The organism is Achromobacter maghribensis (assembly GCF_057334215.1).
Genome location: NZ_JBHFII010000042.1, coordinates 1 through 5,276, shown reverse-complemented (window position 1 = coordinate 5,276; position 5,276 = coordinate 1). Strand labels below are relative to the sequence as shown.

General features: G+C 63.6%; 5 protein-coding genes and 1 pseudogene. 2 read left to right on the top strand and 4 right to left on the bottom strand.

From position 1 onward, the window contains the following. From ACE039_RS17070 to ACE039_RS17055, 4 genes and pseudogenes are all read right to left on the bottom strand, one after another. A pseudogene (locus ACE039_RS17070) lies at positions 1-459 on the bottom strand (dihydrodipicolinate synthase family protein); the annotation flags it as partial. A 7-nt stretch (positions 460-466) separates the two neighbouring features. After that, positions 467-1,639: an L-rhamnonate dehydratase gene (locus tag ACE039_RS17065; protein ID WP_485822892.1), complete on the bottom strand. Its 1,173-nt coding sequence runs from the start codon at positions 1,637-1,639 to the stop codon at positions 467-469. Positions 1,640-1,648: 9 nt separating this feature from the next. Beyond that, positions 1,649-2,677 (bottom strand): 4-hydroxythreonine-4-phosphate dehydrogenase PdxA, encoded by a 1,029-nt coding sequence (locus tag ACE039_RS17060; RefSeq protein WP_448709782.1) that lies wholly within the window; start codon positions 2,675-2,677, stop codon positions 1,649-1,651. Positions 2,678-2,684: 7 nt separating this feature from the next. Beyond that, positions 2,685-3,671 (bottom strand): Bug family tripartite tricarboxylate transporter substrate binding protein, encoded by a 987-nt coding sequence (locus tag ACE039_RS17055; RefSeq protein WP_485822891.1) that lies wholly within the window; start codon positions 3,669-3,671, stop codon positions 2,685-2,687. A gap of 121 nt (positions 3,672-3,792) precedes the next feature. Between ACE039_RS17055 and ACE039_RS17050 the strand changes: the two genes are divergently transcribed. Both ACE039_RS17050 and ACE039_RS17045 read left to right on the top strand, forming a co-directional pair. Continuing rightward, complete coding sequence (locus ACE039_RS17050; RefSeq protein ID WP_105556499.1) at positions 3,793-4,719, top strand: LysR family transcriptional regulator; 927 nt, start codon at positions 3,793-3,795, stop codon at positions 4,717-4,719. Between the two features lie 88 nt (positions 4,720-4,807). Beyond that, positions 4,808-5,149 carry a zinc ribbon domain-containing protein YjdM gene (locus tag ACE039_RS17045; protein WP_310029926.1) on the top strand — a complete coding sequence of 114 codons (342 nt, stop codon included), beginning with the start codon at positions 4,808-4,810 and terminating at the stop codon, positions 5,147-5,149. Positions 5,150-5,276 lie beyond the last annotated feature (127 nt).

Sequence of the window (5,276 nt, the reverse complement as noted above, 5' to 3'; positions counted from 1 at the left end):
GTGCCGGCCCACCGGCGCGTCCTGGATCATGATGGGGATGTCCACCGCGTCGGACACCTGCTGGAAAAAGGCCTCGACCTGCGCTTCGGGCACACGGATTGTCGCCCCGTGGTACGGCGGCATGATCATCAGCATGGCAGCGCCCTGGTCCTGCGCCTGCCGGCTACGCGCCGCGCAGACCCGGGTGCTGAAGTGCGTGGTCGTCACGATGACGGGCACGCGGCCTGCCACGTGTTCCAGGATGGTCCGCGTCAGCACCTCGCGTTCTTCGTCCGACAGCACGAACTGTTCGGAGAAGTTCGCCAGAATGCACAGGCCGTCCACGCCCGAGTCGATCATGAAGTCGACCGCGCGCTTCTGGCTGGGCAGGTCCAGGCCACCCGACTCGGTAAAGGGGGTGGGCACCACCGGAAAGATGCCGCGATAGCGCGGCGCCTGGGTCGTGGGGATCGTTGTCATCGCGGGCCTATTCGATGATGTTGAAATCGTTCAGATACTCGGTCTTCAGCGTCAGGCCCAGCCCCGGCTTGTCATCATCCAGGTCGATGAAACCCTCTTTCGCCACCGGCTCGCCGTCGAAGATGTAGTAGAACAGCTCGTTGCCGACTTCAACGTCGAACATCGGGAAATACTCGCTCATGGGCGAGGCCAGCGTGCTCATCGTCAAATGGTAGTTGTGCATTTGCCCGGCGTGCGGAATGACCGGCACGCTGTACGCTTCGCACAGGGCATTGATCTTGTGCGCCGCCGTGATGCCGCCCACGCGGTTCGTGTCGTACTGCACCACGGACACCGCCTTCTTATCCAGCAACTGCTTGAATCCGTACAGCGAAAACTCGTGCTCGCCACCCGAGATCGGGATCGACGTCAGCTGGTTCAGTTCGGCGTAGCCGTCGGTGTCATCGGCAATGACGGGTTCTTCCAGCCAGCGGGGCTCGAACTTCTCTAGCTTGGGCAAGATACGCTTGGCGTATTCCAGGTTCCAGCCCATATAGCACTCCAGCATCAAGTCGGTGTCGTAGCCGATGACCTCGCGCACGGCCTCGACCGACTTCAAGTTCTCCGCCACGCCTTTCTGCAGGTGCGCCGGCCCGTAACCGAAACGCATCTTGAACGCGGTGAACCCCTGGTCCAGGTAGGTCTGCGCCTCTTCCTGCATGGCCTTGAGGTCGGTGCGGTACAGCTTGGAATAGTAGACGGGGATCTTTTCCTTGGTGCGGCCGCCCAGCAACTTGAAAACGGGCTTGTCCACCGACTTTCCCAGGATGTCCCAAATGGCCAGGTCCACGCCCGATATCGCCGCCATCGTCACGCCCTTTCGGCCCCAGGCGTGCGTGGCGCGGTACATGCGCTGCCACAGGTATTCGTAGTCCCAGGGGTCGTGGCCCACGACCAGCGGCGCAAGGTATTGGTCGATGATGGCCTTGGCCACGCGCGGGGCCAGCGCCACATTGCCCAGGCCCACGATGCCGTCGTCCGTTTCCACTTCCACAACGGTCCAGCCGTGGAAGCGAAACGTGCTCATGGTTTCTTGCTTGGAATACAGCAGGTCCATGGCGTTGGAGCAAAAGTTGCCTTGCGGCGGAACGGTCTTGCCGGTCCATTCGAAAACGCGAGCGCGGACGGATTTGATCTTCATGTCGGATTCCTACTTGGAAGACGAGAAACGGTGCGAGACGCCCATGCGGCAGGCGATCAGGAAGGCTTGCCAGGTGGCCTCCACATTGGCGCGGCCCTGGCCCGCGATGTCGTAGGCCGTGCCGTGCGCCGGCGTGGTAATGGGGATGGGCAAGCCGCCCTGCACCGTTACCCCGCGCGCGAAACCCAGCAGCTTGATCGCGATCTGGCCCTGGTCGTGGTACATGGTGACGATGGCCTGGAACTCGCCGGCCTGCGCCCTCAGAAAGATGGTGTCCGCCGGAAACGGCCCCTGCACGGGCAGCCCTTCGTCGTTCAGTTGGCGCACGGCCGGCGCGATGATGTCGACTTCTTCGCGCCCGCAGGTGCCGCCATCGCCGCCATGCGGGTTGAAGGCGGCCACCGCCACCCGCGGCGCCGCGATGCCGTTGGCCTGCAGTGACCGGTAGATCAGCCGCGTCGCCGCCTTGATGCCATCGACGCTGAGCGCCGCCGCCGCGTCCTTCAGCGGGATATGCGACGACACGCGCGACGTCCACAACTCGCCCAGCGTATTGAATTCGCAGAAATAGCCGGTGACGCCCAGGTATTGCGCGAAATGATGCAGTTCGTCGTCGTGCCCCAGCCCGCCCAGCTTCATGGCGAACTTGTTCAGCGGCGCAAAGCAGATGGCATCCACATGACCGTCGCGCGCGGCGTCCATGCAAGCATCCAGCACGCGCAGCACCGACGCCCCGCCCGCCGCCTGGGGTTGGCCCACCGTCACCTGGTCGGGCCGGATCGTGTCCTTTTCCAACCACGCCGGCAGGCGGGTGTCCGGGCGGCCACGCACCGCCTCGATGCTGTCCACCGGCTGGGTGGCCACCTGCACGCCGGCCACGCGTTGGCCTTCGCGCCAGAGCCAGGCGTCGCCCACCAGCACGATGTTGGCCATCTGGCAGGCCTCCGGCTTGGCGAGCAGGCGGGCGATCAGTTCGGCGCCGATGCCGGCGGGGTCGCCCAGGGTCAGGGCAATAACGGGTTTTGGCTGCGGGTTCATGCTGGAGTCATTCCACGGAAATGTTGTTCTTCTTGATGATGCCGGCGTAGCGCTGGTTCTCGGCTTTGTGAAACTGCGCAAACTGTTCCTGGCTCATCGGGGTGATATCGGCGCCGATCGCCTGCAGGCGGGCCTGCGTGTCGGGCAGCGCCAGGATCTGGTTGACGTCGTCATGGATGCGTTTCTGGATGGCGGCGGACGTGGCGCTGGGCATGTAGATGCCGTACCAGGCGCTCATTTCGACGCCCGGCACGCCGGCTTCGGCCATCGTCGGCACATCCGGCAGCTGGGCGTTGCGGCGGGCGCTCAATACCGCCAGCGCGCGCACCTTGCCGCTCTTGATATGCGGGATGACGGACGATGCGGTTTCAAAGGCAATCTGCACCTGTCCGCCCATCAGGTCGACCATGGCCGGGCCGCTGCCACGGTAGGGAATATGCGTCATCTGCACCCCGGTCGCGTCCTTGAAGAGTTCCGCCGCAATGTGCTGGGTGCTGCCCGAGCCGCTGCTGGCGAAGTTGTATTCGCCCGGCTTGCGCTTCAACAGCGCGACCAGATCCTGCACCGATTTCGCCGGCACCTCGTTGTTCACGACCAGGATATTCGGTACCGCTCCCACGAACACCACCGGCGTCAGGTCACGGTCGTTGTCATAGCTCAGTTTCAACAAGTGAGGCGCGATCGCATGGGCAGTCGACACTCCCATCACCATGGTGTGGCCATCCGCCGACTTCGCGGCCAGGTCGGCCGCCAGCGTATTGGACGCGCCGGGTTTGTTCTCCACGACGACCGTCTGCTTGAGCATCGGCCCGAGTTTGTCCGCCACGGCGCGCGCCATGGCATCGGTGCCGCCGCCGGGCGCGGACCCGACCAACAGGCGAAGCGGTTTGGTGGGCCAGCCGGCGGCTTGCGCCTGAGCCTGCGCCGCCCCGGGAGGCAGCGCGGACAGGCACAGGACGCCCGCCGCCAATGCGGCCAATACGCGGATCTTCATGGTTGTCTCCTTGATGATTCTTTGCCGCTCTGGGCAATTTGTTGTGAAGTCATCTTATGAAGAACATCAGTTTCCGTAAAATGAAACTTTTGCACCAACCGTTCACTTTAGGCGATCAATCATGGAACGCAATCTGAACGTCGCCGGCCTGCTGGCCCGACTGCGCATGCGCCAGGTCGTGCTGCTGCTTGCCATCGACGACCGTGGCACCCTGCGCGCCGCCGCGCAGCAGTTGAACATCACCCAGTCGGCCGCCAGCAAGATGCTGCACGAACTGGAATCGGCGCTGGGGCAACCGCTGTTTGGACGCGTGGGTCGCGGGCTGGCGTTGACGCCCGCCGGCGAGTGCGTCATGGGGCATTTCCGTGGCATGCGCGGCACGGTGTCGTCGCTGGCGCGCGAACTCGATGAACTGCGGCTGGGCAGCGCCGGCAAACTCTTTATCGGCAGCATCATGGCGGCCTCGCCCAGCCACCTAACCGACGCGCTGTTGCGCTTGAAGCAGACCTATCCGCTGCTGGCGGTGGAAATATCCACGGGCACCAGCGACCTGCTGATCGCGCAGTTGAATGCGGGCAAGCTGGATGTGGTGATCGGCCGCATGCTGACCCTGTCGGACCGCAACTACGTGTTCCGCCCCATCGGCGACGAAGCCCTATCCGTCATCGCGGCGGTGGACCATCCGCTGGCCCGCAAGCGGCGCATCGGCTTCGACGCAATGCAGGCGTATCCCTGGATTCTTCAACCCCAAGGCAGTCCGATGCGCGAGGTGATCGAACACGAGTTCCGATCCCACAACACAGCCCTGCCACCTGGGCTGATCGAATCCTCGTCCATCCTGACCACCACCAACCTGGCGATGAAGTCGCGCATGCTGGGCGTGATCCCGGAGTCGGTTGCCAGCCGCTATGCCCGGCATGGCTTGCTGGCGATCCTGCCCTATCAAATCCAGCAGTCGCTGGCGGCATTCGGCAGCATCGTGCCGCGCGACCGCCCCTTAAGTGCCGCTGGCCAGCACTTTGTCGACTTGCTGCATGAAAATGCGTGAAGATAGGCGCACGTTCCAGCGAAAAATGGCACTCAGGACAGTACAATCGTGCATTGCGCGATTCGCGCGTTTCACCTGAGGTTTCCCTGTGAGTGCATTGCCCGCCTGTCCGAAATGCCAGTCCGAATTCACCTACGAAGATGGCGGCGGCTACGTCTGCCCGGAATGCGCGCATGAATGGTCGGCGCAAGACGCCGCGCCCTCGGACGATGATGCCCGCGTCTACCGCGATTCGGCCGGCAACGTCCTGCAAGACGGCGACACCATCACCGTCATCAAAGACCTGAAATTGAAGGGGTCGGGCGGAGTGATCAAGATGGGCACGAAGGTCAAGGGCATCCGCCTGGTCGACAGCGACCACGACATCGATTGCAAGATCGACGGCTTCGGCCAGATGAGCCTGAAGTCGGAGTTTGTCAAAAAGGTCTGATGCAGCGCCCGCCACCTTGGCGGGCCCTTCCCTGCTGCATGGCCACGCGGCACATTACAGCGTGTCGTCCTCGGCTGCTTTCGGCATCAGGTATGCCGTCAGCGTGCTGGACAGGCCGGCCATGACC